The 26,993-nt window shown below is 41.2% G+C and carries 35 protein-coding genes; 27 read left to right on the top strand and 8 right to left on the bottom strand.

The window, feature by feature from the left end; translation table 11 throughout:
* Nucleotides 1–89 precede the first annotated feature (89 nt).
* The 7 genes from FY557_RS13640 (at nucleotide 90) to FY557_RS13610 (ending at nucleotide 4,726) form a co-directional block, all read left to right on the top strand.
* Entirely contained in the window at nucleotides 90–497 is a 408-nt protein-coding gene (locus FY557_RS13640) for a helix-turn-helix domain-containing protein (protein WP_149247792.1), read from the top strand.
* Between the two features lie 337 nt (nucleotides 498–834).
* A complete protein-coding gene (locus FY557_RS13635) occupies nucleotides 835–1,242 on the top strand; it encodes a hypothetical protein (protein WP_149247789.1) in 408 nt (135 codons plus the stop codon).
* A 215-nt stretch (nucleotides 1,243–1,457) separates the two neighbouring features.
* Nucleotides 1,458–2,393, top strand: coding sequence for a Kelch repeat-containing protein (locus tag FY557_RS13630; protein ID WP_149247788.1), 936 nt, complete (start codon nucleotides 1,458–1,460; stop codon nucleotides 2,391–2,393).
* 217 nt (nucleotides 2,394–2,610) lie between these two features.
* A complete protein-coding gene (locus tag FY557_RS13625) occupies nucleotides 2,611–2,937 on the top strand; it encodes a hypothetical protein (protein ID WP_149247787.1) in 327 nt (108 codons plus the stop codon).
* On the top strand, nucleotides 2,912–3,619 hold the full coding sequence (locus FY557_RS13620; RefSeq protein ID WP_149247786.1) for a TauD/TfdA family dioxygenase: 708 nt from the start codon (nucleotides 2,912–2,914) through the stop codon (nucleotides 3,617–3,619). The genes FY557_RS13625 and FY557_RS13620 overlap by 26 nt, the downstream gene beginning before the upstream one ends.
* 66 nt (nucleotides 3,620–3,685) lie before the next feature.
* Nucleotides 3,686–4,144 (top strand): hypothetical protein, encoded by a 459-nt coding sequence (locus FY557_RS13615; RefSeq protein ID WP_149247785.1) that lies wholly within the window; start codon nucleotides 3,686–3,688, stop codon nucleotides 4,142–4,144.
* A 102-nt stretch (nucleotides 4,145–4,246) separates the two neighbouring features.
* Complete coding sequence (locus FY557_RS13610; RefSeq protein ID WP_149247784.1) at nucleotides 4,247–4,726, top strand: ecotin family protein; 480 nt, start codon at nucleotides 4,247–4,249, stop codon at nucleotides 4,724–4,726.
* Nucleotides 4,727–4,792: 66 nt separating this feature from the next.
* On the opposite strand, the gene FY557_RS13605 is transcribed toward FY557_RS13610, so the two are convergent.
* Both FY557_RS13605 and FY557_RS13600 read right to left on the bottom strand, forming a co-directional pair.
* Nucleotides 4,793–5,011: a helix-turn-helix domain-containing protein gene (locus FY557_RS13605; protein ID WP_149247783.1), complete on the bottom strand. Its 219-nt coding sequence runs from the start codon at nucleotides 5,009–5,011 to the stop codon at nucleotides 4,793–4,795.
* Nucleotides 5,008–5,217 (bottom strand): helix-turn-helix transcriptional regulator, encoded by a 210-nt coding sequence (locus FY557_RS13600; RefSeq protein ID WP_149247782.1) that lies wholly within the window; start codon nucleotides 5,215–5,217, stop codon nucleotides 5,008–5,010. Before FY557_RS13600 ends, FY557_RS13605 begins: the two co-directional genes overlap by 4 nt.
* Nucleotides 5,218–5,316: 99 nt before the next feature.
* Between FY557_RS13600 and FY557_RS13595 the strand changes: the two genes are divergently transcribed.
* The 14 genes from FY557_RS13595 (at nucleotide 5,317) to FY557_RS13530 (ending at nucleotide 15,856) form a co-directional block, all read left to right on the top strand.
* Nucleotides 5,317–5,586 (top strand): SymE family type I addiction module toxin, encoded by a 270-nt coding sequence (locus tag FY557_RS13595; RefSeq protein WP_185151728.1) that lies wholly within the window; start codon nucleotides 5,317–5,319, stop codon nucleotides 5,584–5,586.
* Nucleotides 5,587–5,746: 160 nt separating this feature from the next.
* On the top strand, nucleotides 5,747–6,451 hold the full coding sequence (locus FY557_RS13590) for a hypothetical protein (protein ID WP_149247780.1): 705 nt from the start codon (nucleotides 5,747–5,749) through the stop codon (nucleotides 6,449–6,451).
* A 153-nt stretch (nucleotides 6,452–6,604) separates the two neighbouring features.
* On the top strand, nucleotides 6,605–7,261 hold the full coding sequence (locus FY557_RS13585) for a DUF2461 domain-containing protein (RefSeq protein ID WP_149247779.1): 657 nt from the start codon (nucleotides 6,605–6,607) through the stop codon (nucleotides 7,259–7,261).
* A gap of 87 nt (nucleotides 7,262–7,348) precedes the next feature.
* Complete coding sequence (locus tag FY557_RS13580; protein ID WP_149247778.1) at nucleotides 7,349–8,068, top strand: hypothetical protein; 720 nt, start codon at nucleotides 7,349–7,351, stop codon at nucleotides 8,066–8,068.
* 32 nt (nucleotides 8,069–8,100) lie between these two features.
* On the top strand, nucleotides 8,101–8,763 hold the full coding sequence (locus FY557_RS13575; protein WP_149247777.1) for a hypothetical protein: 663 nt from the start codon (nucleotides 8,101–8,103) through the stop codon (nucleotides 8,761–8,763).
* 169 nt (nucleotides 8,764–8,932) lie between these two features.
* On the top strand, nucleotides 8,933–9,232 hold the full coding sequence (locus tag FY557_RS13570; protein WP_149247776.1) for a hypothetical protein: 300 nt from the start codon (nucleotides 8,933–8,935) through the stop codon (nucleotides 9,230–9,232).
* 104 nt (nucleotides 9,233–9,336) lie between these two features.
* Nucleotides 9,337–9,984 carry a suppressor of fused domain protein gene (locus FY557_RS13565; RefSeq protein ID WP_149247775.1) on the top strand — a complete coding sequence of 216 codons (648 nt, stop codon included), beginning with the start codon at nucleotides 9,337–9,339 and terminating at the stop codon, nucleotides 9,982–9,984.
* 140 nt (nucleotides 9,985–10,124) lie between these two features.
* Nucleotides 10,125–10,715 carry a hypothetical protein gene (locus tag FY557_RS13560; protein WP_149247774.1) on the top strand — a complete coding sequence of 197 codons (591 nt, stop codon included), beginning with the start codon at nucleotides 10,125–10,127 and terminating at the stop codon, nucleotides 10,713–10,715.
* Nucleotides 10,716–11,118: 403 nt separating this feature from the next.
* Complete coding sequence (locus FY557_RS13555) at nucleotides 11,119–11,724, top strand: SMI1/KNR4 family protein (protein ID WP_149247773.1); 606 nt, start codon at nucleotides 11,119–11,121, stop codon at nucleotides 11,722–11,724.
* 19 nt (nucleotides 11,725–11,743) lie between these two features.
* On the top strand, nucleotides 11,744–12,352 hold the full coding sequence (locus tag FY557_RS13550) for an ankyrin repeat domain-containing protein (protein WP_149247772.1): 609 nt from the start codon (nucleotides 11,744–11,746) through the stop codon (nucleotides 12,350–12,352).
* A gap of 62 nt (nucleotides 12,353–12,414) precedes the next feature.
* Nucleotides 12,415–14,202, top strand: coding sequence for a UvrD-helicase domain-containing protein (locus FY557_RS13545; RefSeq protein WP_149247771.1), 1,788 nt, complete (start codon nucleotides 12,415–12,417; stop codon nucleotides 14,200–14,202).
* A 93-nt stretch (nucleotides 14,203–14,295) separates the two neighbouring features.
* Entirely contained in the window at nucleotides 14,296–14,652 is a 357-nt protein-coding gene (locus tag FY557_RS13540; RefSeq protein WP_149247770.1) for a hypothetical protein, read from the top strand.
* Between the two features lie 65 nt (nucleotides 14,653–14,717).
* Nucleotides 14,718–15,242: a GNAT family N-acetyltransferase gene (locus FY557_RS13535; protein WP_149247769.1), complete on the top strand. Its 525-nt coding sequence runs from the start codon at nucleotides 14,718–14,720 to the stop codon at nucleotides 15,240–15,242.
* Nucleotides 15,243–15,256: 14 nt separating this feature from the next.
* Complete coding sequence (locus FY557_RS13530; RefSeq protein ID WP_149247768.1) at nucleotides 15,257–15,856, top strand: DUF6624 domain-containing protein; 600 nt, start codon at nucleotides 15,257–15,259, stop codon at nucleotides 15,854–15,856.
* Nucleotides 15,857–15,899: 43 nt separating this feature from the next.
* Here FY557_RS13530 and FY557_RS13525 read toward each other — a convergent pair whose 3' ends face one another.
* Nucleotides 15,900–16,331 carry an Lrp/AsnC family transcriptional regulator gene (locus FY557_RS13525; RefSeq protein WP_228451788.1) on the bottom strand — a complete coding sequence of 144 codons (432 nt, stop codon included), beginning with the start codon at nucleotides 16,329–16,331 and terminating at the stop codon, nucleotides 15,900–15,902.
* A 121-nt stretch (nucleotides 16,332–16,452) separates the two neighbouring features.
* Here FY557_RS13525 and FY557_RS13520 point away from each other — a divergent pair, with 121 nt between their 5' ends.
* A complete protein-coding gene (locus tag FY557_RS13520; protein WP_149247766.1) occupies nucleotides 16,453–16,893 on the top strand; it encodes a carboxymuconolactone decarboxylase family protein in 441 nt (146 codons plus the stop codon).
* 135 nt (nucleotides 16,894–17,028) lie between these two features.
* A complete protein-coding gene (locus FY557_RS13515) occupies nucleotides 17,029–18,036 on the top strand; it encodes a T9SS type A sorting domain-containing protein (protein WP_149247765.1) in 1,008 nt (335 codons plus the stop codon).
* A 91-nt stretch (nucleotides 18,037–18,127) separates the two neighbouring features.
* Here the strand turns inward: FY557_RS13515 and FY557_RS13510 are convergent, their stop codons facing one another.
* A complete protein-coding gene (locus FY557_RS13510; RefSeq protein WP_149247764.1) occupies nucleotides 18,128–20,209 on the bottom strand; it encodes a TonB-dependent receptor plug domain-containing protein in 2,082 nt (693 codons plus the stop codon).
* 186 nt (nucleotides 20,210–20,395) lie between these two features.
* Here FY557_RS13510 and FY557_RS13505 point away from each other — a divergent pair, with 186 nt between their 5' ends.
* Genes FY557_RS13505 through FY557_RS13495 form a run of 3 tightly spaced genes read left to right on the top strand, consistent with a single transcriptional unit; the run spans nucleotide 20,396 to nucleotide 21,917 of the window.
* Nucleotides 20,396–21,145 (top strand): DUF3575 domain-containing protein, encoded by a 750-nt coding sequence (locus tag FY557_RS13505; RefSeq protein WP_149247763.1) that lies wholly within the window; start codon nucleotides 20,396–20,398, stop codon nucleotides 21,143–21,145.
* Between the two features lie 59 nt (nucleotides 21,146–21,204).
* Nucleotides 21,205–21,609 carry a hypothetical protein gene (locus FY557_RS13500; RefSeq protein ID WP_149247762.1) on the top strand — a complete coding sequence of 135 codons (405 nt, stop codon included), beginning with the start codon at nucleotides 21,205–21,207 and terminating at the stop codon, nucleotides 21,607–21,609.
* Entirely contained in the window at nucleotides 21,606–21,917 is a 312-nt protein-coding gene (locus FY557_RS13495) for a hypothetical protein (protein ID WP_149247761.1), read from the top strand. The genes FY557_RS13500 and FY557_RS13495 overlap by 4 nt, the downstream gene beginning before the upstream one ends.
* Nucleotides 21,918–22,021: 104 nt before the next feature.
* Here FY557_RS13495 and FY557_RS13490 read toward each other — a convergent pair whose 3' ends face one another.
* Nucleotides 22,022–22,234, bottom strand: a complete 213-nt coding sequence (locus tag FY557_RS13490; protein ID WP_072955399.1) for a hypothetical protein — start codon at nucleotides 22,232–22,234, stop codon at nucleotides 22,022–22,024.
* 445 nt (nucleotides 22,235–22,679) lie between these two features.
* On the opposite strand from FY557_RS13490, the gene FY557_RS13485 reads away from it, so the two are divergent.
* Complete coding sequence (locus FY557_RS13485; protein ID WP_149247760.1) at nucleotides 22,680–23,552, top strand: CPBP family intramembrane glutamic endopeptidase; 873 nt, start codon at nucleotides 22,680–22,682, stop codon at nucleotides 23,550–23,552.
* Nucleotides 23,553–23,607: 55 nt separating this feature from the next.
* On the opposite strand, the gene FY557_RS13480 is transcribed toward FY557_RS13485, so the two are convergent.
* The 3 genes from FY557_RS13480 to truA all read right to left on the bottom strand — a co-directional run bounded on the left by FY557_RS13480 (nucleotide 23,608) and on the right by truA (nucleotide 26,977).
* Nucleotides 23,608–25,368 (bottom strand): ABC transporter ATP-binding protein, encoded by a 1,761-nt coding sequence (locus tag FY557_RS13480; RefSeq protein ID WP_149247759.1) that lies wholly within the window; start codon nucleotides 25,366–25,368, stop codon nucleotides 23,608–23,610.
* A 423-nt stretch (nucleotides 25,369–25,791) separates the two neighbouring features.
* The gene (locus FY557_RS13475; RefSeq protein WP_149247758.1) at nucleotides 25,792–26,133 is read right to left on the bottom strand and encodes a hypothetical protein; all 342 of its coding nucleotides are present in this window, start codon (nucleotides 26,131–26,133) and stop codon (nucleotides 25,792–25,794) included.
* Nucleotides 26,134–26,242: 109 nt separating this feature from the next.
* Nucleotides 26,243–26,977, bottom strand: a complete 735-nt coding sequence (gene truA / locus FY557_RS13470) for a tRNA pseudouridine(38-40) synthase TruA (RefSeq protein WP_149247757.1) — start codon at nucleotides 26,975–26,977, stop codon at nucleotides 26,243–26,245.
* Nucleotides 26,978–26,993 lie beyond the last annotated feature (16 nt).

Here is a 26,993-nt window from a genome sequence, read left to right as displayed (position 1 = left end):
ACACCCCAGAGTTCGCTGCCCTTGGAATTCATGTGGCAGAATACAATGCCCGGATATTCCATTCCGCCTTCGTTTCCGGCCACACAAATATGCAGGACAAGAAAATACATCAGGGCAGGAACATCAAGCGGTTCCGGGAAATGTTGGGCATCAAGCAGGAAACACTGGCTTATGAGCTTGGTGAGTGGAGCCAGCAGAAAATGTCCATTTTGGAACAGAAAGAAACCATAGAAAAGGATATTTTGGAAAAAATAGCGCAGCTTCTGAAAATTCCTGTAGAAGCCATTGAAAATATGGATGATGAACAGGCTGTCAATATTATTTCCAATACTTTTGACAATGGTTCTATACTTAATGGCATCAACTATAATCCTTCATTCCATCCTATTGACAAAGTTCTGCAACTTCACGAAGAGAAAATTGCCCTGTACGAAAGAATGCTGAAAGAGAAAGACGAAATGATGGCGAAGCTGGAGCAATACCTGCAGAAACCGTGATCCGGATTTTCCTGGCGGTGATTTCGGGTATTCTTTTGTTCAGTTGTTCTAAAACCGATACGTTGGTGCAAACGTCACACCTCTGATTTTCAACAGAATATTTTTCAGTATCATTGAAAGTTAGCTAAAATCAATACTTATGATCGATCCGGATTATGTTCAGCAAATCATCGAAAAAGAAATAAGCCCGGATTTTAAAATCTCCGGATATTTTGACACCGAAGATATGGTGATCTATTTTTGAACGCAAAAAGAATATGATCCCGATGACGAAAGAGGACATATTATTGGTTCCGGACCTGTAGTTTATGATAAGAAAACGAAAGAGTACCGGGTAATGGGTTCCCGGGAATGGTTCAGTGAAGAAATCTGCAAGCTTTTCGAAACTGAGGAAGGAAAAGAACGTATGAACGAACATGACTACCTGATGAGCCTGTTCGAAAACGGTGAAGAAAATCCCGACTATACCCGCTCACTGATTGAAAAAATCAAAGCGAGAATTCTTCGCAGGAAATATGTAAATTCTGAAGATGTGGATTTTCTGTCTATCCTTACCGGAGCCAGAAGAATAGATAAGGAATTTGATTTAATGTTCAAACCGCAATGGAAATTTGAAGAACATATTGTTGTCGTATCAGATAACATTGTTGCACGGGAAAAATTAATGGAGATCTGGAAAGAGATTAATTTTGACTGTAAATTACTGTCTGAAAATGAACTGCTTTTATTTCGGATAAAGAAATAATCTTTTAACGCCGGCGCAAGCTACCAGGCTTGTGTCCCCATACTTAAACGGACATCCTGCCCATATCTGACAGAAAGACTATTCTGCGTAAAGCACAAGACGCTCATACCGGCAAAGGAAGAGCGCTTTTCATTTCATTAAACTCAACATCAGTGATTTATGATGCTTATTTTTTCCCTATCTTTAAAAATAAATTCAACAAAACCTTGCTACCATTGAAAAAAACAGTATTTCTCCTTTTCATTTCCGGCTTATTCTTCGCGAATGCGCAAACCCTGAATTTTAAGCATCTTGCCGATATGTCCGTTCGCAGAGGAGGGATCAGCAGTGCTGTTGCAGATGATGATATCTATGTGAGTAACGGGTATAGAGATAATGACGGCAATGCCACTTTTATTGAGAAATACAGCATTAAAGATAACCGCTGGAGTGTCGTCAATGCTAAGCTGCTTCCCAGAAGATTCGGTAATTCCGAGACGGATAGTCATAAAATCTATATTTTTAACGGCTGGGGAAACAGCCATCTTGAAATCCTGGACCTTGAAACCAATAAGATCACAAAGGGAGCGGTGAACCGTGCCTACACGGGAAATGCAGGTTCTGCCATCCACAACGGAAAAATATATGTATTCGGCGGCAGCGGACTGAACAATGCTGCCACCACCGTATTTTCCAACAGGTTCCAGTACTATGATATTGCTTCCGATACCTGGCATCCCCTACCCGATATGCCCACGGCCAGAGAAACAAAAGGCAAAATTGTGAATGATAAGCTGTATGTCATCGGTGGGTTTAACGGTACGCCTTCCCGGCTGGTCAATGTTTACGATCTCAACAAAAGTCTCTGGACTGAGCAATATACGATGCCTGTGGGGATAGCCGGTCATTCATTGGCGGTATCCGGTCATAAGATTTTTATTGCAGGAGGAAGTAATAATCAGACTTTCTTAGCCTATTTCGATACGGAAACCAATACATTGCATCAGCTATCCTCCAATATGATTCCCAGAAGACACGCAGCTGCGGAAATCTATAACAATAAATTATACATCATCGGCGGAAGTACAACGTCTTCAGCCAAATCGGCCCTTAAAAGCCTTCAGGCTGCGGATATCAGCGAGGGAGCACTTTCCGCTGAAGGTACCCGTTAATACCCTCTGCCGGCGCGAGTTTTCAGGCTCGTTGCCCCATTATGCACTGGAACATTTTATCTAACCTATGGATTTCCAATCTGCAAATTTACTTGTAGTCATTTTATTAAAACACACAAATATAACGATGAAATTAGATCTCATTTTATTTTTCATTCTTCGTTTTACTTTACCGTGATTTTTCTTAGTTTAGCTGCCTAAAAATTAATCCTTAAAAATGAAAATCGAATTAAAACCGGAATTCTCTATTGAGCACGACGAATTTCCGAAAATGATTGAAGTCGATATCGATGAAAATTCATCCTCGATCGGGGAGCTGATTTCTAAAATTCATGAGCAGACGAATATTCCCGCCAATATAGAATTGAAATGGGAAGATTTTATCGAAAAAATTTCCTGTACCTATTATGTCATTGAAAAAGGCGAATATGATGACTACCTGATGATTACAGACATGGAAGAAAAAATCACTAATTTCCCCAAACACGGGCAGGACGGGGCCTTGCTTTTAGTAATCGATGGAAGAACCAGGCTTGTTAATTAATCATCAGTGGGGACAGCATCCAGGTGATGCGGCCATCAAAGAAAGTCTGCAGCAGGGATATCCCTTAGTTATAAAAAATTTCCCCCTGTCTGACGAGGAACTGCAATTATTCATCAGCCGGTTGGGCACCGCATTAAACGAAAGGCGAAATAACAATGGAAAATCAGTTTTTGATGTGACCATTCACCGCCATAACAATTTTTTCACCTCGATTGCCAATTCCAATTTGGCTTTTCCGCTGCATACTGACTGCGCCGATTTCGATGCCATTCCCAATACGATAGGCCTATTGTGCGTGGAGCCGGATGAGGAAGGCCGGGGTTCCAATACCTTTATGCTGTTGAGCAGTCTTTTAAAGCACCTTCCGGAAGAGGAAAAGCAGAAAATGCTGGGTAAAAAATGGAAGTTCGGAAATCAGCAAAGAAGTATTTTATCGGTGGAAGACGGAAACTATGCCCTCTGCTACGACCGGATCACGATGGAATCTTTTTCCAGGCTTGAGGCAACAGAAATTGATGAATTAAATAAACTCGATAAGCTTTTTAAAAGTTTTTCCTTCGAGATTAAGCTGGAAAAAGGTGACCTTATCTTATTCAGAAATGATTTAATGCTGCACGGACGGGATAAAATCCATATCGATTCAAAAAGATGGATTAAAAGGATCAGGTTCGATGTGAGATAGTTCAGGCTTATTACTTATACAATTTGCCAGAGCTTATTAAATCTTAACCTCAACCCCAATTAACAAATGAACCGTAACCAAAAGAAATTTGAAGAAATTAAACAGCTCCTCATTGAAAAATTAGGAGACCAAGCTGAATATTCAAAAGACGAAGACGGAACCGAATATCTGGCTGTTAAAGATTCAGATTTCTGGGTTTCAACGACTTTTGGAGAATTGGTGATAGGCTACGGTTTACATCATACGCATTTCAGCGAAGAATTCGAAAATTTAGACAACGGAATCGTTCAGGCTTTCGATTTATTAACCAACAAAGTCAAAACAACCAATTACATAAAAGGAAACACGGTATTTAAAACCGTTGTAGAAATTGAATATCCGGATGCTACACTTGTCAATATCGGAAGTTCAGGTCTGTTCCTGTTTCCTTTCTGGAAAAAAACAAAGTCTGAGATAAAGTATGATGAAAAGATTTTAGAGAAAAAAGAAATTGAGGATTGCGTGAATTCAATTTTAAATACCTGAAATTACTGAATACCGTCATCATAATTATCATTTCTGAAGACAATTTCACATAAAAATAAACCGTTATGAGCAATAATTTATATTTTAACAAAACAATAATCAATGAATAAAGTACTCACCATTTTAATCTTAATGACTTTAAGCATAAAACTAAATGCCCAAGACAAGCCATCTTATCCGCAACCAAAAGAGGGCTTCAAAAGAGTTGACCTGCTTCTCCCCAAAATAGAAAATTCAAAAAACTATAAAGTACAGGTTAAGTTTTCGTTTGAAGCAACAGCCAGAGAATGTTCAGACGCAAGTTTCAGTTTTAACAGAAAAAATTTAAAAGAAGAATATGGAATTCAGCAGGGTTCGAGATATCCCTATTATGTTATAGAAAATAGTTCAGCAGAAATTTTTGAAGGAATGAATCCGGATTGTAAAAGTGATAAAAAAGTAAAAAGGAAAATCATCAGCGGTCAGGATATTTTCATTGAATATCAGAGTTATTACGCAACACCGTTTTATATTCCCGAATCTTGGTCAGTTGAATACAGAATATGGAAAGCGGACGATAAATACACGACTGTAAAAAATTAATAGACTTCTCTTTCCCTGCCAGCGCGAGCTTCCAGGCTCGTGCCTTTTTTCAGCTTAAAATAAGGTTCACTCCAGATCCACCAGCTCCGGCAAAGAGATCTCCAAAGCATTAGCCAGTTCCAGCAGCGTATAAAGTGTAGGGTTTACCTTGCCGTTTTCCAGTTTTTCGATGGCCTGGCGGTCTTTGTTGCAGGCGCGGGCGAGATCAGACTGGCTCCAGCCTCTCTTTCCGCGAAGCATGATAATGCGTTTGCCTAATGCGATCTTTAACTGATCTTTGATCATGAACCCGTAGATACCAATAATTCCCGGATATCTACTTTCAGAAACTTAGATATTTCGTAAAGTGTTTCAATGGAAGGCTGAACTTCGTTGGTACACCAGCGTGAAACGGTAGATTCCGTCTTTCCTAAATGACCGGCGAGATCCTTGCTGGTCTTATTTTTTTCTGCTAAGACAGACTTTATTCTATTTAAATTTATTTTCGGCACAGTGCTCAATGATTAACTTCTCCTGCAAATATCGTAAAATTCTAAAGACCTGAAAATCATATTTAAAACAACAATAATTATAATTTCATGCGTTTTTATTTGTTTTTAATTATAATTAATTATACTTTTAAATCAATAAATCCGCATGATGAAGCAAGAAAAAAATTTCAATACAAAAAAGATCGCTATCTGAAAGTATATGGAAAATACACCGGAAATTCCAATTTCCGGCGGCCTAATATCCTTCCTGAAATCCGTTTATGCGGCAAATGGCTGCAGGAAATCGGCTTTGAACAGGGAAACAGCATCAAGGTACAGCAGAGAAAAAATAAGATAACCATTATGCTGGACCGGCAAAAACAGAATTAGTATTTTTTTGTTTTTGCCATACTTCCATTTCAAATTTTTGGTTAAGTTTGCGCTGTAGAAAATACCGGCTCCGCTTCATCTTTCCCTGATTCAGGTTTTTTGAAAGTCTGCATTCCCAATTTTCTCATGTGATATTACGCAATATAAAAATTAATAACAAATGAAATTCACTACGACTATCGCTGCCATTTTTCTTTCGACTGCAGCTTTAACGGCACAAGCTACCCAAAAAAGCAAATCTGTAGAAATTATTGAAAAATCCATTGAGGCCCAGGGCGGAAAACAGGTGCTGGAAAACATCAGAACATTATACACCAAATCAGAAACCGTGATGGACGGCAGAAACGTTTTCTGGATTACCAAGGAGATGGCTCCCAACAAGGGAAGTTTTGAAATCGAATACCAGGGCAGAATTGTGTATCAGTCTTTTTATGATGGAAAAACGGGTTATGAAGTGGTGAACGGACAAAAAAAGGTTGCTGATCAGGAACAATTTAAAGACAAAAATTACCGCCGTCACATCATGAATTCTTTAGATTATATTGATCCTGCACTTTATACTTTGGAATACGTCGGGGAAGAAAAAGCCTGTAACAAAGACTGTGATAAAATTAAAGCGACCCTGATTAATGGGAAAGTAACCTATCTATACTATGAGAAGACCTCAAATTTTTTAATGAAATCCGAAGTCGTTAAAAATCCTGAAAAAGATTCTTTCTCTGTTATCCTTAATGATGACTATAAAAAATTCGGTGACCTGTTTTATGAGACCAAAGAGACCTTAGTATCTGGAGATGGCAATCAGGTCGTTAAACTTGTCGATTTATATTATAACAAAAAGATCAGCGAAAAAGACTTTAAATAATTGCATCCCCGCCTGCACTTCCCTGCTAATACGCATAAAAACCTGACGGGTTTGGTGAAACTTAGAGCATCTGTCTTTCAGTATTCACCATCCGATCTGATTCAACGGATCGTAATTTGTTTGTAAATATTTAATTTCACTAAAAACCGTAAGATGAAAAAAGCCTTTGAATTCCTGAAGCAGCTGGAGAAAAACAACACCCGCGAATGGTTTGCCGCCCACAAAGCGGAATATGACGTGTTGGCAAAAGAAAACAAGGCGCTTTTCAACCGGATCCATGCCGGACTTCAGCAACATGACCGGGTACCGGGAATCCATCTGTACCGGATTTACCGGGATGTCCGGTTTTCAAAGGACCAGACGCCGTACAAGACCCATTTCGGAGCCGGGTACTCCCGCCTGAAGCCGATGCTGAGAGGAGGCTATTACATCCATCTCGAACCCGGCAACAGCTTTGTGGGCGGTGGATTTTGGGGACCGGATGCCAAAGACCTGCTCCGCATCCGCAAAGAATTTGAGATCAGCACCGTGGAAATTGAAAAGATCACTTCAGACCAGACCTTCATCAATTATTTTAAAGAGATAAAAGGCGAAGCTGTGAAAACCGCACCGAGAGGTTTCAATAAAAACCATCCCGCCATTAATCTCATCCGGAAAAAGCAGTATGTCGTGATGCGGCCGTTTACCGATCAGGAAGTTTTTTCAGATGATTTCCAAAAAGAAGCCGTGCTCACCTTCCTGGCCATGCGTCCTTTCTTTGATTATATGAGCGAAGTGCTGACGACGGATCTGAACGGACAACCTCTATGATGGCTGTAAATGTGATTTGGAATTTATTTTGGCAGAAAACCATTGATATTTTATTTATTTTTACCGTTTTAAACATCAGTTAAAATCATGAAAACCATTCTTTCAGTTGCTTTACTATTGATGGCTTCTGTTTTTCATTCTCAAACGAAAGACATTGCAGGAATATATGGCGAAGGACTTCTCAACAGACTCAACCCGGCAGCAAGTTATATTGAATTGAAACCGGACTCCACTTTCATCTACAACTATTATGGAAAAAAATATGAGGGCCATTGGAAGCTTTCCGGAAACAGGGTTCTGCTGAATCCCGATCTTAAGAAAGAATTTGCCAAAGTAAAAATGAAAGAATCCAGAAACGATTCGGATTCCATCACCATTAAGATCAGCTACATTCCGAAAAAAGATGATTCCGGAAATACGGTAAGCGACGGCTTCAAAATGGCAACCGTTTATTTTGATAAAAAAGCAAATTATATCAATATCCTGAAGTCGCCTTATGTAAAAAGCAGCGGCAGGGCTCCGTATATAGATAGGCAAAATATCCTTAACAAGGAAAATTCGGTAAGTGTTTCCAAAAAAGATTTTTCACAGCTCGGTTTCAGGACCCACAATCTCAGCAACTACCTTATTTTCAATAAGGCTAATAAGGATTCCAACGTCTTCGAGTTTGAAATCGAGGATATCGCCGCCTATGAAGACAACATCCGGGACGAATTTTTTATTCTTGATGGAAAATCATTGTATTATCCCAATAAGAAAGGGAAAATCGATGTGATGCAGCTGCCTTTGATGAAAAAGAAAATGTAACAGCAAGCCCTTAAATATCCTCTGAAATAACCATGAAAATAAAGCTTCTCATCTTATCATTTCTGATTTCAGTAAAATTATCCGGATGCAAATGCGAGAACATGAGTATTCGGGAATCGTTTAAGTATGCGGATTTTGTGTTTACAGGAAAAGTATATGACATTATTCAGGTCCCTTCCGGATTCAAGACCTTAAATAGCTATCTCAGCAAAATAAAGGTCAATACAATTTATAAGTCGGAGGCTTACGGAGAATTTTACAAAAAAGACGCCGTCCTTTTTTCATCCCCGCTCAGATCATGCGATCTGTCTTACGATAAAAATACCGAGTATCTGATTTTCGGCTATATCGAACCCGATACCGGTTTACTCTACTCTGAATTCTGCACCTACACCAGGCCTCTGAAAAACGTCACGAAGGACGAACTGAAAATTTTACAGGATTTGGGAAAAGAATATGTAAATCAGGATGAGGATGTGGTTCTAAAGCCTTTTATAGAAGACTTTGAGCTGGAGCCAAATAAGCCGGACATTTATATTAAAAAGCTAAAACGAAAAGCTGATTTGGACGAATCCAGATATGAAGCACTGAAAACCGAACATAGAAATTTAAAGATTCTTTTATTTGCAGTCATCGGTATGCTAATAGTTGGTATTTCGCTTATGTTTTGGAAAGGAAATAATAAATTCAGGTAGCTTTCAACCGGCTGCTATTGTAATAATTCTTCAGCTATACACAACCTTTTTTCCTGTATCTTAATTCCCCAAAATCTACCCGTGAATACAGAAGAATACATAACAATTTATCGGAGACGCTGCCATTGCTATTAGGACAAAATTATAACGGCTTTAACAAGAACACACTATGAAATTTATAAAAAATTTTCTGATCAGGCTCCTGATTATCGGCACTCCCCTCCTGGTCCTGTATGGATATTCACAGGCGGTATTTGAAGCCAACCGGAAAAAAGAACATCCTACCGATGCCGGATTAGGCATTGCTTACCTGCTGTTTATTATTCTGGCCTTAATGATTACCGGCCTGATTACAGACCTAATCATCAGGATCCGGAACAAGCAGTATGCCGCCGCCGCATCCGACCTTCCGTTTATCATCCTGTTTTTAATTCCGGTCCTGTATATCCTTTATCAGATGAAGAGTTGATAAGAAAGCTAATTTCCCGGATTTGCAGTCCGCGAAATGCCATTCTGCATAAAACTTGGCAGTAACCCCTTTTTTCCGTACCTTAATTCTTCAAAAATCCACCAATGACTACAGAAGAATACAGAAAACAATTTACGGAAGACGATGCCGTCGGCTGGGAATGCATTGACAGGGAACTGGAAAAAATCTATCCCGGCCAGGAGCCGCTTCATTTTGCACCGCCACTCCATTATGCGGTTGGTGGCAACGATCCGCTGGATGGAATCAGTGTGTACCGGAGCGAAAAACAGGAAAAGCATTTCCATTTTGTGACCTACGGATTCTCGGAACTCTATTACAGTGAAAAAAGTACCGGCGGGGAATTCAGCAAATTCGGATTTGAGCTCACTTTCCGGCTGAAAATGGAACAGGAAGATGACAACATCCATTGGGTTTGCAACCTTCTCCAGAATCTGGCGAGGTATGTCTTCCAATCCGGCAAATGGTTTGAGGAATACCACCTGATCCCCGCCAACGGTCCGATACGGATCGGATATGATACCGACATCACCGCATTGTCTTTTACCCTCGATCCCGAATTTGGAAAAATAAATACGCCGCACGGGGAAGTTTCCTTTTTACAGATCGTAGGCCTTACCACCAGTGAATTTAAACAACTGGAGCAGAATCCGGTTCCTTCCGAAACCGAGAAAACCGTTGATCGGCTAAGACAAAACAACGGATTACTGATCACCGACCTGCGCCGGAAATAATTTCGGGTTTGAATAGTAAAGCATACTCCGCTGTTATAAGCATTTACGCTTATACTCATCATCTAAAAACATTTTAAAATATCATGCAGTAACCGTTTTTCCAAAGTCTTTCCTTATTTTTATCTTTCAAACAGCCACTTATGAAAAATCTGGAATCAAAAATAGATGAAGCCTTTCAGGAAACCATCCTTTTCCCAAGGGAAAGGGCAGTTACCGATTTTCTGGTAAAGGTTTTGAATTCAACCGATACCTTCAGGGAAGATGACCGGAAAGTGGAAGTGATCGGCCTGTATTATTATGCCGCAAGCCCTTTAAGCTTCCTCTTTGCCATGCCGAATTACGCCTATTATGCCCCCGACAAAACCGTTCACATCGCAGAACTCCACCTGAAGGAACATGGATTTCAAGATTACACGCAGGCAGACCTTCAGGACCTGTGCCGGAAAATCCTGGATGAAAACGACATCCAGTATACCGGACATCTTAATGCCGACAACAGGCTGGACACGACCGGTTATTGGGAAAACCAGTCCGGGCTGGAACATGAATTCCTGAAGCAGTGCTGGAAAAAAGCCAAAGAACAGACCCGCTCGAAAGTCCTCGGATTCCTGGAAGCTTCCGATTCAAGCAGTGCGGTGTATGATCTGGAGAACGGCTATTACCTTCCGTTTGAAGTAGATCTGGAAGAATATCTGCAGGCACAGGGCTTCCGATTTGAAAAGGAAAATTAATCATTTGAACCAATTGATTTGGATTGTTAATCTACAAATTGGTTTAATCATGTTCCCATAATTACTGCTAATAAGCAGCCTAAAAAATTCCCCTTCACCAGAGGATAGCGAAAATTCAAAGAATTTTTGACGGGGTGGTATTAAGATTAATTTTTTTTAAAAAGGTGTAATATCTACCTCAAGAAGGCAATAAATTGTTGCACAAAGTTAACCGGATAGCTTCATCGAATCAGCTTGCTGATTCATTCTTTGCCACCTTACAAATATGCAGATTTAAAATAAAACCTTTGCGTTAAAGAAAAATCACGCAGATTTACCGATGACTCAGATGTTCTTACCAGAATTTTCAATCCCTCACATTATAAAAAACACAACGGAATTCCGTAAATTTAAAATAAAAAAAATGAATCCTATCGCAAAACAGTATATTGCCGGACTGAAAAAAGCGTATTACGAAAAACAGGGAAAAGAAAGCTGGGACCATTTTGAAATGGTAAAGCATGGCCTTGCCGAAGAAAATATCCGGAAGCTTAAAGAACTTTATCCGGAAATTCCTGAAGCACTGATCGATCTCCTGAAATACGTGGACGGGACCTATTGGCGGGAATATGAGGGAGAGAAAATAACCTTTTACTTTCTGGGTTCCGATATGGAGGAATACCCGTATTATCTGCTCTCGTCCGGTGAAATGATTGAAAACCGGGATCTGGCAGCCCAATATTATAAAGATTATATCGAACGGGAATACGATGAGGTAGAAGTAGATGAAAGGATCACCACGACAGCAAAAGATTTAAAATGGCTCCATTTTTCAGACTGCATGAACAATGGCGGCACCTCCCAGCTGTTTATCGATTTCAGCCCGTCCGAAAAAGGGACAAAAGGCCAGATTGTACGTTTTGTCCACGATCCTGATGAATTAAGCGTCATTGCCGGCAGTTTTGAGGAATACCTGAACATGCTGATGGACAACGGCTATGACTTTATCAATGAAGAATTTATGGAGTAAATGCTAAAGAACTTGCCGGATGAAGAAAAAGGACATCAGAACCTATTTTAAAGCCATTACGGATGGTAACACCGAAAAAGTAGCGGAGCTTATTGAATCCGATAAGGCTTATCTGACGGTATGCAGCTTTGCACCGCCCAAGAAGAACGACGGGCAGTCCGGGCTGCAGGTAGCTTTTAAAATCGGAAACTTCGATATCGCCGGACTTCTTATCGAAAAAGGGGCGGATGTAAATTTCATGGAAACCTCAGCCATCAACGAATGGACGGCGCCCGTTCTTCACGATTGCATTCGGGCTTTGGTATTTAATACCTACACGCTTCAGAAAAATGAGGATAAGTTTAATCAGGCATTTGCGCTGTTTCAGCAGATGCTGGAAAAACAGGCAGATCCCAACGCTATGGATTCGTATGGTAACAATTGCCTGCACCGCGCCATTCTGGATGCCAATCAGATGATCCGTCATCCCAATGCAGATCTGTCCGATGGTATTCTGTTGCAACAGCTCAGAAAAATATTTAAAACACTTATTTCCGCAGGGGCTGATATTCACCGTCATGACGAAAGAAGGCCAAATGCGGAAAGTCTGATAAATAATTTCAGACTGGAAAATTATCAGCTGTGGTAAGCAGAAACCAATAAACCATCCGGTCTTAATAAAAAATGATCAATACAAAAAACACACAACCGATGAAATTAACACAGGAACAGCAGGACATTATCAACTCGTCCGGAAATATTAAGATCAATGCCGTAGCCGGTTCCGGAAAAACCACCACCGTTATCGAATACGCCGGAACGCGCCCCGCGGGAAGTAAAATCCTCTATCTGGTATTCAACAAAGCGGTGCGGATCGAAGCAGCTAAAAAATTTGCTGACAAAGGGCTTCATAACGTCAGGGTAGAGACCGCCCATTCGCTGGCATTCCGGCATATCGTCTTCCATTACAATTATAAAGTCCGTGCACAGGGCTACAAAACCCATGAGATCGCTTCCCTCCTGAACCTGCAGGGCAATGGTGAAAAACATGCCGAATATATTGTTGCCAACCACATCAATAAATGCATCGCCTATTTCTGCAACAGCGACAAACGCAAGGTCCAGGACCTGAACTACCTGGATACCGTTACCGACCCGAAGGCCAAAGCATTCGTTTCAACGTTTTACGATTACATCATAGCCCAGACCCGGCTGCTGCTGAGTAAAATGGACAAAGGGGAAATTGAGGTGACCCACGACTTTTACCTGAAAAAATTCCAGCTGCTGAATCCGGAGCTCGGTTACGACTATATCCTTTTTGATGAAGGCCAGGATGCTTCTCCGGCGATGCTCGATCTCTTTTTTAACCAGAAAGCCGTAAAAGTAATTGTCGGCGATACCCATCAGCAGATCTACAGTTGGCGGTATGCCGTGAATTCCCTGGAGAAAGCGGACTTTACAACCTATCATCTTTCCACCAGCTTCCGGTTCGGACAGGACATTGCCGGTCTGGCTTCGGAGGTATTGGATCTGAAAAAGCATCTTTATGAAAACTTTACGGCTTCCGTCTCCATAACCGGAGCCGGCAACAGTAAAGGAATAAAAACCCGGGCTACCCTGGCGAGAACCAATCTCGGACTGCTGCTTAAAGCCATCGAATACGTTACGGAAAATAAAAGATCGAGACAGATTTATTTTGAAGGAAACATCACATCCTACACTTACGCTGATGACGGCGCTTCGCTTTATGATGTCTTGAACCTCTACAGCAACAAACGCCATCTGATCAGAGATGAGCTGATCCGGTCGATGAAAGACCTGGCTGAACTGGAAGATTATATTGAAAAAACAGAAGACGTTCAGCTTTCCCTGATGGTTGAAATTATTAAAGAATATGAAAGTGAAATCCCGGAAATCATCAATACCATCAAGAAAAGACATGTCGGGAACAACAACAAGGAGGATGCGGATATGATTTTCTCTACCGTTCACCGCTGCAAAGGAATGGAGTATGATTCGGTAGAGCTGGTGAATGATTTTATCTCCGAAAAAAGGCTGGAAAAGCTTAAGGAAGACAAGAAAAACTTTGAACTGAATATCCCTAAAACCAACGAAGAGATCAATCTGCTCTATGTGGCGGTGACGAGGGCTAAAAATACCCTTTCTATTCCCGAGACCCTGCTGCCGGATACCTTTATCTTGGAATCGCCTTCCATTCATGTTGTAAAAGTGAAAAATGAAGATGAAGAGTTACCGAAGAAACATACTTTTGCCGGTGCTGAAAAGAATAAAAATAAAAAAGACAAAGCCTATTCCTTAGAACAGATCCGGACGACCCACAAAGGAGCCTACAAGCCATGGACCCAGGATGAAGATGATGAGCTGGCCGGAATGTTCAGCGACGGCTGTCCGATTAAGGAAATCGCCGACCACCTCGGAAGGACCAGAGGAGCTATCGTTGCCCGGATCAAAAAACTGGAACTTGAAAATTTTTATTAAATTAACGTGAAATCGAAGTAGAACTCATATAATTGGCTGGAAGAGGGATGCCGGATGCCGGAAGTTCTTTCTGCCGATATAAATAATCCCACAATGAAAAACATAAGATCCATCACCCTTGAAAAATACAGTCCTCCGGTTTATGAATCCATAGACGATCATATTTACAGAAATACGGAAGACAATACATACGTCACCGCCCTAAGTTTGGAGCTGGAAGACGATGAAGATTCCCAATACCCTTTGGAAGACCTGCTGGACCGGTTCAACCTGTATATTTCAGGTTTTATAAATCCTGAAGTGATCGAATCACAATATCTGAATCTCGAATTTGCCGGTGATCCGGAAGATATCCGTGAATTTTTAAAATCCGTTGTCGGTAAACGGGTGTACAATATGGAGGTTGAAGGACAAGATGGTAAAACATATGTGAAACTGCTCATTGAATAATATCATCTAATTTTTTAAACTTTAGAAAAACTGAAATTTTTTACATTTGTTTTACATCAATCTTTATGAAAAAAGAATTCAAACTGAGAGCCTGGAAAAAGGAAGACCTCAACAGCCTCGTTAAATATGCCAATAATTTAAGCATCGCAAAAAATATGACCGATATGTTTCCGCATCCTTATTCGGAAAAAGACGGAATGTCGTTTATTGAATTTGCCACTCAACCTGGTTCTGTCCATATCTTTGCCATTGAAGTAGACGGCGAAGCGGCAGGTGGGATCGGGATCCATCCTCAACACGACATCCATCGGAAGAATGCCGAGCTGGGTTATTGGCTCGGGGAAACTTTCTGGGGAAAAGGTATTATCAGCCGGGCCATTCAGCAGGCCATTGATTTTGCTTTTCGAAATTATGATGAAATCGACCGTATTTTCGCCCGTCCGTTCGGCAGCAACACCGCCTCTCAGAAAGTCCTGGAAAAGAACGGATTCATACTGGAAGCGCGCTTTCCAAAAATCCTCATCAAAAACGGCGAATTACAGGATGAGCTGGTGTATGCCATACGCAGGGAAAACTTTTATCAGGATTAATATTCTTATCACTTATGGATTTCAAAAGCGCAGCCGAAAAAATCATCAGTCTTAAAAATGCCGATCTTGAACTCCGGGATCAGCTGATCCGTAATGGGGAACTGGGGAATGGCTATCAGAAAGCCATGCAGGCGCTTCACCATAAAAATGCGGAAATACTGGAGGAAATCATAGATCATATCGGCTATCCTACTACTGAAAAAGTGGGTACAGAAGCTTCTGAAGCAGCATGGATAATTATCCAGCATGCCATCTCCCGGCCGGATTTTATGAGGAAATGCCTGAAACTGCTGGAAGACTCCAATCCTGAAACCCATGCTGAGAATATCAATATTGCTTATCTGTCCGACAGGATTGCCGTTTTTGAAGGAAGGCCACAGTTGTACGGGACCCAGTTTGATTGGGATGAAAACGGACAGCTGAGCCCGAATATTTATGATGACCTGAATGAGGTGAACGAGAGACGAAAATCACTCGGCCTGAATTCACTTGAAGAACAAACCGCCAGCATCAGAAACCGCACACAGAAAGAAAACCAGCATCTGCCGGCAGATCTGAAGCAGAGAAACGAAGAAATGAAAGCCTGGAAAAAATCGGTAGGCTGGATTGCCTGAAAGCTTCCCTCTTTCAGCCTACTTCTTCAGATTACGCTAAATTTTACTTAAAAAACGAATTCGTTTTAATTTCAGAAAGCTGAATGGCTGTTGTCGGAATTCCATAAGAAATCAGCCGGTCAATGAGTTGCTCCAGGTGGCGGCTGTCTTTCAGCACACATTCCGCGATCAGGCAGGATTCGCCCGTCACCCTTTTACAGTTCAGGATTTCCGGAAACTGATGCACATCATCGATAAACCTTCGGAACTCGTCATTCTTAAATTTCATGCTGATCACCACCTTCAGCGGAAACCCTAATTTTTCATAATCCACCTCTACGGTAAACTGCTTAATGATCCCGCTGTCCAGCAGGTTCTGAACCCTTTCTTTGGTTGCCGATTGAGACAGGGAAATTGTACGTCCGATTTCCGCATAACTCAACCGGGAATTTTCACTCAGGATTTTTAAAATCCGGTAATCGAAATCATCCAACATTATTTTCACTGAAAAATATTTTAAATACCATTAATTCAATGCAAATTTAAAACTTTAACCTTTAAATCCGTTTTCAGATTGGTAGAATATTGATGAATTTTGTATTGGTAAAACAATAGATATGACAACAATACCTTTCTCGGAAAACGGGAACACACCTTTTGAAAAACTGATCGGCCACAACCCGGCAATCCTGAATTCCTGGAATATTCTGGAAGAAACTTTATGGAAAGAAACCGTTTTAGACAAGAATATGCTAGAGCAGATCCGCAGGGCGATGGCTTTCGAAAACGGCTGTGAATACTGTATGGCAAAAGCCGGTAAACCGGACTTTGATGCATCGCAGATGAAAATTTCCGTAGCCGTGGCTTTTGCTGAACTTTTCTGCAAAGACCATACATCCATTTTCCCTTCGCATTTCGATATGCTCCGGGAATATTTTACCGATGATGAAATTTCAGAACTCTGCGCTTTTATTGCGTTTGTAAATGCTTCCCAGAAATTAGGCAAAATATTTAATCTTTCTGAAAAGGAACAGCCCAATGCAGCCATCCGGCTTTAAAAACCTAGCCATACAGGAACATTCAAAAACAAAACAATTCATCATACTGTGAATCATTAATTTACAGTTGAAAATCCGTAAAATACCTGAATACCGCGGTGCCTTTTTTGCTTATCTTTAAAACAAAAAATTTTTATGAAACAAACTCTATTTTTTCTGCTTGCATCAGCAGGTATCTTATCGGCACAGACGACAATTACCAAAGCGTTTAACGATCCCGTTTCCGGTGAAACGGTGGCTTATCTCGGCGTTGTCGGAACTCCGGACAATTCGGCTACAGGCGCCAATACAACGTTTAACAACAGTTCGCTTGCATTCGCCGGATCGGCCTCAACGGTTTACTCTACGCCTACCGCCAGTGAAGTCAGTACTTTTCCGGGATCAACACTGAAAATGACAGGCACCGGAAATACGGTATTTTACAAACAAAGTGCTTCCAAACTTGAAATTACAGGATTGGTAACGCCCGATGCTACCCTGAATTTATCGGCCAACAACGGAATATTCATTAGTTATCCTACTCAATACACAACAACTACAGAAACGGATATCGCACAGGGGACTTTCTCTTCTACTGCCTTAAGCGGTCTTTGCAGGGGAACCATTACCATCAATCCCAATGCTTCCGGGACACTGATTCTGGGTGCTTATACATTTACGAATGTTTTAAGAGTAAGATCTGTCCAGACTTTCAACTTGTACTTGCCAAATGATACGAATTTCATAATTCCGATCGGAAGTATCACCAATACGTCTTATTCTTACTATAACAGCTCCAAGAAATTCCCGTTGCTGACCACCATTCAGACGGTTATTAATGTACCTCTTGCCAACATCAACAACCAGACGACCGATGGAGCGCAGGTATTGAGCTCAGCAGTTCTTTCAACCGGGGAAATAAACGCCGGAAAAGCAGGACTGCAGGTGTACCCCAATCCGGCTCAGGATTTTATCGGCTTTAAAGGAAAGACCGGTGAATATTCAACGGCAAAAATCTACAGCGTAGACGGGAAACTGATTAAAACCTCTGACATCCAATCCGGGAAAGTACAAGTGTCTGATCTTCCTGCTGCCTCTTACTTTATTGAAGTATCCGGAAAAAACAGCCAGAAGCCGGAAACGTCAAAATTCATTAAAAAATAAAATCTATTTCTATAGATAATAAAAACTCCGCCCGGAATTTCCGGGCGGAGTTTTAAATTTTAAATAAAAAAAATAAACGGTAAAAACCGGATTAAAAAGTAGCAGCCGGAGCCGTATAATTGTTCAGCTTCTTATTCAGTTCCGTCTTTTTGCCTTTGGAAAAATCATAGCTGAAGCCCAGTACAAACATACACCGGTTGTTCATAATCCGGTTAACGCGGCTGTAATTTACCAGGCTTTCCGGAAGGCTCTTGGTCTTGTATTCCGACGGCATTCCGATCCAGTACATTCCTGCCATCAACGTCCACTCTTTCTTTTTATAGCTGGCAAAAGCATGGTTCTGGTTTTCATTGGTGCTTAAAAAGGCACCGTTCAGCGTGTATACCGGGATATTCAGCTGATACTGCAGGCTGAAGGACTTGTATTCGGAAGACAGCACCAGATTATTGGCCAGGTAATTATTCTTAATTAAAGCGCCGCTGCTTGTCCTGACCGTTTCCGTTGCCGGAGTCAGGTTTAATTTCACCACAAGAAGACTGTTACCGAATGGCTTGTAAGAACCCGAAAGCTGAAGCCCCGATCGCTGGGCATTTTTTGCATTCTCATACGTCAGCGCATAGCCGAAATTTTCATCCGCTATATAATACTGGTTGATGATCCGGTCTGTATATTGGTAAAACAGATTGGCATTGAAATCAAAATATTTATTGTTAAATGAATAGATGAAATTATTGGCAAAGATCTGCTGGGATTTCAGGAAAGGATTTCCGCGCTGTACAATGTTCGGTGCCATTTGTACAATATTGCTGCTCAAAGCAGTACTCCAAGGGCTTACCGGTTTATAGCTGCTGGTAAAACGCAGGTTCTGGTTATCTTTCAGCTGATATCCCAGAATGACCTTAGGGGTAAAAGCCCACTGATCGAAGGTGTTTTCAGCGCTTTTATTATGGATGTTGGTAAGGCCTGCTCCTACCCGATAGCTGAATTTCTTTACTTTTCCTGAAAATTCCGTATAAAAATACTGTTCCAGGTAATTGACACGGTATTCCGAAAATCCGGTCAGGTTCTGAAGATCATTGGAAATCGCCGTGTTGGAAACCCGGTACCCCGAAGAAAGCTTCCCTGATTCGAAAGTATGGACATGCGCCAGTTCTCCGATGATGCCCGTCTGTCTGGTTGTAAGGTTCATATCATTATCGAAAACGGAAGTTCCGGAGGAAATGATCCATTCCCTTGCAAATTCAGAAGTATCGGTATTAAAGGTAGATCCGACTACATTTATGCTCAGCTCATCTTTTTTACTGATGTTTTTGGACAAATAAAGGTCGAGGGTCGGAACGGTATAGCCGGAAGATCCGTTTTTAAGGAGGGCATGCTCTTCGGTAAAGATGTCTTTGGTAAAAATGCTGCCGCCTTTTCCTTTGATGAAACTGGTAAAAATATCCACATCCATTTTTGCCTGTAAAGCATAATTGTCCGGAACCATCCGGGTGTATCTCAACGCCAGATTCTGAGAGGTATATCCGAAGTGATCAACTTTGCTTTCATCGGTCCGGTAATGGCTGCCGTCCAGGTGATAATCGTAAATACTGTGGATCTTCCGGTTATTATAATCCCTCAGGTTGATAGAGTATTCCAGTCCGATGTTATTTTTTCCTTTGGTAAAATTCGCATATGCCGAGCCATTTACAAATCCGGTATTCAGTGCGGAACTTACATCGGTCCCAAAAACGTAGCCGGTTTCAGTGGAGCGGGTCACCAGGTTCACTACGATATCTGCTCTTGTTGCCCATCGGGCAGGAGGAATATCATAATATTCCACTTTTACCACTTCACTTGGAGCTATGCTTCGGATCTGCATATCCGTTGCTTCAATCCCGTTGATTAAAAACAGAGTGGTCCCGCCTTTTGTACTTTTCAGCGTATTGGTTACCGGGTCCAGCTGAAGTTCCGGTAAAGTCTGTATCAGGTCTTTTGCATAGCGTGCTTTTTCCAGGGCTTCCTTATCAAACGTGTAGACAGCACGGTCGGCCATCTGTTTCTTACGCTGTGCTTTTACGATAACTTCCCGGATTTCCGCCGTTTTCGTATTCATGGTATCGTTCTTTACAGTTTCCTGCGAAAAAGCTAAAATTCCGCACAAAAGAAACAACGAACATAAAGTTTTTTTCATTTCTGAATTTGAATATATGGAATAAGACAAGCAGGAAGTATAAATTGTTACATCAGAGATTAGCTTAATGCCTGAAGCCGGCATATATTTTTATCAAGAGAATATTAATTTTATTATATGCCTGTAAATTCCGCAATTATTTGCCCGTTTTTTGCTTGCACCTCAGCAACACTTAAATATATGATTATGAAAAAATACCTTGTACTGCTTCCCTTTATTTCTTCAGCATTAGCTGCGCAGGAAGCTCCGGTTTCCGACTATTCGGACAAGCTGAACATCATTAAAACGAATGTTACCGCCTACGCTTTCAGGAATATCAACCTTTCCTATGAGAGAGCCTTTACCCAATGGTTTTCCGTGAATATGGGGTTCGGGGCCATGCCTGAAGGAAAAGTACCCTTCATCAATTCGTTTCTGAAAGATGAGGACGAAAGAAGATTCCAGAACCTTGAAGTAAAATCCTTCAATTTCACCATCGAGCCGCGTTTTTATCTGGGAGCCGGCTATGGAAAAGGATTTTACCTCGCACCGTACTATCGGTATTCCAAAATAACGTCCAATACCTTCGATTTTTATTATGATTACACCTTCAGCGGAATCACATATGAAATTCCGCTGAAAGGAAACGGAAGTGCCCACGGAAACAGCGGCGGACTGATGATCGGCGCCCAGTTCTTTCTTACAAAAAGCCGGAACCTGGTGCTGGATTTATGGATTGCCGGAGCCCATTACGGAAAAGGCCAGGGCGATTTCATCATGACCAGCGATGTGGTGCTGACGCCCGATATGCAGGCAAGATTAAAACAGGAAATCGAAGACCTGGATATTCCATATGTCAATTATACCGTAGAAACCAACTCCAGCGGAGCCAAAGTAAATGTAGACGGGCCGTGGCTGGGATTCCGGAGCGGATTGTCTGTAGGATACCGGTTCTAGAAAAATAATTTGAATATTCAGAAAACCGTTCTATCTTAGAGCGGTTTTTATTTACCCGAATGAAAAAATTTTTTACCGCCGTTTTTATTCTGCTGGTTCTGCTGCCCATGGTGATTTACCTCAACCCTTTTACCTGGGGAATGAGAAGAATGCCGCGCTATGAGCCGAGCCAGAAGACCGCTGAACTTATGATGCAGCTGAACAAAAAGTATCATATCGATATGGATACCGGTGAAACCATCGATACCCTCTGGTATTTCCGTGATCTTAAGCACCGCCGGATCTCCAGGCTGGAGCATTTCAACATGGTAGCCAGGCAGCAGGATAGTGTCCCGGTTGATATCAAGGCAGTAGAAGCCTATGCTGCCGAATTTATGGCCGGTTTTGATCATAAAAAGTATTTCGATTCGATGATGGTATCGGTAAACGGGGATTCTGTTGTATTTAAATATAAATTGAAATGAAAGCATTAACCCTATGTAAAATCCAGTCCTGCGCTTATCTTTTTATCATCATTTTCAGTCTTCAGCATTTCTTCTTCAGGGAATTTAATTATGGATTTGATGCGTATGAGGGAATGGTGAGCGGAGTTGTGGCAACATCAGTCCTCACGGTACTGGTTTCGCTGGTTGTCCTCATCAGGCAGGGCATAATCTTCATCAACCGGAAAAACATTCGTGAAACCGAAATGAAATACCTGATTCTGAACCTGGTCTTGTATTATGGAACGCTGATAGCAAGCCTTTGCATGTCGGGAGAAATAAGGCATTAAAGAACTGGAGTAATACCGGAAATTCTTTTGTTCAGAGATGATATTGAACCATGGAAATAAATAAAAACACAAACGCGGCCCAGGATTCCGGACCGCGTTTTATCTTAATGGTAGGCTTGCTTAAATTTTGCCAGAATATTGTCCAGATTATGCCGCTGAACATACACGCTCTTCACATCTTCATACCGTGGCGACTTGTAAAAGACTTCGTGGAAATCCATACTGCCATTCCCAACTTTTACCACTTTCTGTACTTCGATATTCAACTTTCTCAATTCGTCTTTAAAAACCTGAAATTCGTCTTGGATATTTTTCATCTATTTTTGATATTTTAATTAAAAAGTACTTGTTTACATCAAACACCCTACCAAATCGAAGGATGACTGTTTAATTTCACAATAAAGTTAATAAATTATCTGGGACAAACATAACGTTTTAACATAAATTATTTAATTTATTTACCATAATCAAAAACATTTTCAAAAATAAATGCATTATATACAGATTTAAACTTTCTTAATTCTCTTGCACAACTGATGAATAAAGCTGTCCTGAACGCTACTCAACTGATGCTGTCCGGTAGTGTTTAATTTTTTTCTGCTTTAAACAAAGAGGTCAAAACTTGATGATCCGTCGCAAATTATCGAATTCAACGCCCTGAAAAAATGACTTTTACCAGAGGTGTTTTTTTTATTTTTCATTCAAAAGGAAATGAGAATGTAACAATTTATCTTTCTTTAAAACCTATTGTTAAAAATTACTGTGAATTACTTTCTCCGCCTGAAAAACGATGCTGCCGGATTATGGCATTTTGTAAAGAAACCTGACGATGTCCGGATCCATATTTCTTCCAAAAACAGATTCCTGCTGATTTTTAATTTGCTGCTTATTGAAATTTTACTGCACTTTATCATTGTATTCCCCTCTGATTACCTGGTGGAGAATTTTATAACCGTTCAGGAAGCCTATCCTCTGAGCAGCCTTACCTTATTAAACCTGTTTTTACTGGCAGTCCTTATGGCACCATTGCTGGAAGAATTTCTTTTCAGGTATTCGCTGAGGTACCACCGGCTGTTTTCCCGTTTTATCAGCCGTGAAAAATGGAACAGGATCTTTCCGTACCTGGTGTATGGTTCCGCAGTGGCATTCGGTTTCGTCCATCTCGATAATTATATAAATGATTCATGGAAATTCTATGCTTTATCCCCGCTGATCGTCATTTCCCAGCTATCGGGCGGTTTTATTTTAAGCTATATCCGTGTACGGCTGAATATTCTGTACAGCTTTCTGTATCATGCCGTATGGAACCTGCTTTTTGCCATTATTGTTCCCTTCGTGATGCTGTTTTTTACACCGTCTTTTACCCATCATACTTCACGCTACAGCATCAGTATCGAACAGAAAGCTTTTCTGCTTCCCGGAGATACGGTCTCTTTTGAAGCTGATATTCAGGATGATAAAATTTACAGCCTGAAAGCAGATCAATACGATCTTCAGAATCTGCTGGATTATCTCTATGGCAAAGGTAAGCTGACGACCGCTGAAGGCCTGGTGAATGTTCGCTTCACGTCGGGAAAAGGAATTTCAAAAGAAGAATTTGCAGACATCCTCAAAAAGAATTATGAGATTAAATAAAAAATAAGGGTTAAAATCGGTACTGATTTTAACCCTTATTTTTTATTTGGAACAACTATTTCTTGCTTTCCTCTTCTTCCAGCTCGATCTCATGTCTCAGCTGGGCTTTGTATAAGGTAGAATAATACCCGTTCTTATCGAGGAGTTCAAGGTGTTTGCCTTCCTCTACAATTTTACCGTGTTCCATCACGATGATCTTGTCTGCTTTCTCAATCGTTGAAAGCCGGTGGGCAATGATGATGGAAGTCCTGTTTTTAGTAATCTTTTCCGTGGCCCGCTGGATCAGCTTTTCACTTTCATGGTCAATCGAAGAAGTGGCTTCATCCAGGATCAGGATCTTCGGATCCGACAGGTACGCCCGCAGGAACGATAGCAGCTGTCTCTGTCCTAAAGAAATCGACGACCCCCTTTCGCTCACTACATAATCGTAACCGCCCGGAAGCTGCTCTATAAACTGGTCAACCTCAATTTCCCGGGCTCCCGCTTTTATTTTATCCAGCGTAATGCTTTCGTCCCCAAAAGAAAGGTTCTCAAAAATACTGCCGTGGAATAAGAATACGTCCTGCAACACCACCCCAATATGGCTTCTCAGGTTATACAGCTCGTAATCTTTCAGGTCGACATCATCAATCAGGATATTTCCTGAATTGATATCGTATAATCTGGTAATCAAACTGATGATCGTAGATTTTCCCGCCCCGGTAGCGCCTACGATGGCAACCGTTTCTCCCGGATTCACCTTGAAATCGATTCCTTTCAATACTTCCTGCTTTTCGTCATAAGCGAAATGAACATTTTTAAATTCGATCTTGCCGTCGAAATGATCTTTCTGCACTTTTCCTTCATTGGTCATGCCATTGTCTTCATCCATCAGCCCCAAAACCCTTTCCGCTCCTACGATACCGCGCTGAATGTTATTGAAACGGTCTGCGATCTGCCTCAAAGGACGGATCAGCATTGAAATATACTGGATAAATGCAATCACCACCCCTGCACTGATTGTAATATAGCCTCCGTAAAAAAGGATAAACCCGATGAACAGCGAGGAAATCAGTTCGACTACCGGGAAGAACAGCGAGAAAATGAAAACCGTTCTCAGCAAGGCGCTTTTTAAGGTAATATTGATGTCATCAAACTTTTTGAACTCGGATTCCTGACGGTTGAATACCTGAATGATCGGCATTCCCGCCAGCCTTTCCTGCACAAAAGAATTCTGGTTGGATGTCCAGTTTCTTTCGTCGCCAAATGCTTTTTTCAGCCTTTTCTGGAAAAACCGGGTAATTACCACCATCAGCGGTAAAATTGCCAGTGTAATATAACTCAGGTGAACATTCGTGCTGAACATCATGATCAGTACAAAGACAATTCTCAGGACGTCCCCGAACACCATCAGGAAACCGTCGGTATATACCGTGGCAATGGTTTCCACATCACCGACCGCTCTGGTTACCAGCTGGCCGATCGGCGTTTTATCGAAAAATGAGGTTTTAAAATAAATCAGTTTGCTGTACAGCCTTTCCCGGATGTCCCGGATCACATTCTGCGATATGAAATTGGAGAAATAAACCAGGAAAAAGTTGAGAATGGTTTCGGCGCACACCAGACCTACCAGCAGATAGATGTGCTTCATCATCAAAGCTTTATCTTTCAGCCTGGTAATGTCGTTATCCACCACCTCCATTGTAAGGTAGGGCCGGTACGTAGAAACCATGGCGAGTATAACGGAGATAATTAAAGTAAGGATGAACCATGAACGGAACTTCATTCCGATAAAGAACAGCCGCTTCACGATCCCCCAGGTATCTTGTTTTTTCATTGTACGAATTGAAGAAAGAATTACATAAAATCCTATGCAAAAATAAGACTTTCTAAATTGTCAGCCTTTACGACAGGATGAATTCGTGATGAAAATTTGTGATGACCGTTATTTATGGGATAGATAAAGCTGGAAGAGGATGCCGGATGCCGGAAGTTTTTGCCCATGCAAGCATCAAAAGATCTGAAGTTAATTGACTATGGTTACAGAGCCATCTGCTTTTTAATGTGAATTCCATGGTATTTATCTCGTTTTAAACAAACAGAAATGATCAGAAAATTTAATGGATTTTTTCTTAGTCTGATGCAAAAAAATCATTTTGATGTTCAAGACTCTCAGAAGTATTTTAACGGAGGGTACTCCCATCATCCGGCTTCCCTCTTCCAGCCTTTTGATACGGTCTCTACTTAGAGTTCCTGTTTTTTACAACTCCTTTTTTCCGATTTCCTCGATTTCCATCACCGGTTTTTTCAGGTTTTCTTTCCTGAATCTATCTTCCAGAATCTTATAAAATCCCCAGACCGCCGCTACGGAAAGAAGCCAGCCCACCAGGTTCAATACCGAAAATTCCATGAAGTTGTTGTCATCCAGAGAAGAGGGATCCGTAAGGCCTGCGTAAATGCCGTAGGAAAATGCGAAAACAAACTGGGTGCCCAGGTAAATCCCCAAAGCCAGAAGGCCGTAATGCCATTTTGTTTTACCGAACCGTCCTGCAAGACCTGCATAATAGCGGTAAGCGGCAATTAAAATCAAAATTCCAATCATGATATTAGTTTTATTTGTTAAATAAGAACGGCAAAGATAACCATCTTTTCAGCTTTCCGTAAAAGTCAAAGCAGATTTATAATTAAATAACAATATTAAGTTTTAATTTTCACTCAAATTCATACCCCACATCCACGAGGTACAGCCCGTGTGCCGGTGCAGAAGTTCCCGCTGAATTGCGGTGCTTGTCTTCAATCACTTTCCGTACCTCCTCGGGCTTCAGCTTTCCGGTGCCGACTTCCACCAGGGTTCCGACGATCGCCCGTACCATATTCCGTAAAAAACGGTTGGCGGAAACGGTAAATTTAAGTTCGCTTCCATTCTGTTCCCACTCTGCTTTATAGATTTTGCAGAGGTTGGTCTTATTATCGGTGTGGAGCTTGGCAAAGCTGGTAAAATCTTCATATTCGAATAAAATTTTACAGCCTTCGTTCATCTTATCAACATCCAGCGGTTTTCTCCAGTGCTGCCATGCCGATTCTTCAGTAAAAGGGTTTTTCTCCAGCGAGATATAATATTCGTATGTCCGGAAAGTCGCATCAAACCGGGCATGAAAATCATCCTTTACCGGGAAAATCCTTTTAACGGAAATATCTGCCGGAAGGAAACTGTTCAGCCTTCTGGAAAGATCCTGATCCAGAACTTTATCCGTATCAAAATGGGCGAATATTTTTTTAGCATGAACACCGGTGTCCGTTCTTCCTGCCCCTGTTGTTTTAATATGTTCCTGTAAAATCGTGGAAAGTGCCTTTTCCATTTCTTCCTGTACAGAAATGGCATTCGGCTGGATCTGGTAGCCGAAATAATTCTTGCCGTTGTAGGAAAATTCAATGAAATATCTCATTGTAATAAAAATAAGT

This window comes from Chryseobacterium sp. SN22, from assembly GCF_008329705.1.
In the GTDB taxonomy this organism is placed as follows: Bacteria; Bacteroidota; Bacteroidia; order Flavobacteriales; family Weeksellaceae; genus Chryseobacterium.
This window is presented reverse-complemented; position numbering and strand designations above follow the sequence as displayed.